Source organism: Winogradskyella costae, from assembly GCF_013403865.1.
Taxonomy (GTDB): Bacteria; Bacteroidota; Bacteroidia; order Flavobacteriales; family Flavobacteriaceae; genus Winogradskyella; species Winogradskyella costae.
In genome coordinates, this window is the sequence record NZ_JABFDK010000048.1 from 1 (window position 1) to 659 (window position 659).

The window sequence follows — 659 nt, forward strand, 5'->3', positions numbered from 1 at the left end:
CACGTTGGCATTCATTGCGGAACGCACTCAAAATCAATAAATAATATGACCAAATTAAATAAATGGATTCTAATAAACTGTTTAGTTTCGTTTTTAATGTTTTGTTTTATTTTTTATAAAAACATGGGAGTTTCTGGTGGAGATATGGCCATTTACGCTTTCAATATAATATTCGGAATTCTTCAAATAATAATAGTATCAATCCTTATTTGGAAAAAAGAAAATACATTTTTAAAGTAATATTTTTTATTATACTATTTCAAATAATTGAAATTACTATCATGACAATTTGGGGTTATAGAATAAGAGCATTTCTTTTACCCTATTAGTTATCTGAAATGAAAATCAAAAACCGAATTATATGCGGAATTTAGCAAGTTGCGAAATTGCTCACTCAATCGGAATTGAAAAAGTTTACGGAATAAAATGCTGACTGAATAAAATGCTGACTGAATTCACTCAAGCGTTGGAAAAACTAAAAATGGAGTTAAGCCAAATAACAGGAAGTCTGAATAAAAAAACAACGAAATGCCAACACCGTGTATAATTAATTGCTTCATTGAGCTTACTTGCGAAAATTCCTGCGGAATTTTCACGGGTTCGTAAAAGTTTGCTAAATTAGTTGCTTAACCACGCAACTAACCATACACAATCACGTT

The 659-nt window shown here is 29.9% G+C and carries 1 protein-coding gene; it reads left to right on the top strand.

Translation table 11 applies throughout. The features are described from left to right. Positions 1–240, top strand: a 240-nt coding sequence (locus tag HM986_RS17660) for a hypothetical protein (RefSeq protein WP_218841471.1), incomplete at its 5' end; no start/stop codon positions are given. Between the last annotated feature and the right edge of the window lie 419 nt (positions 241–659).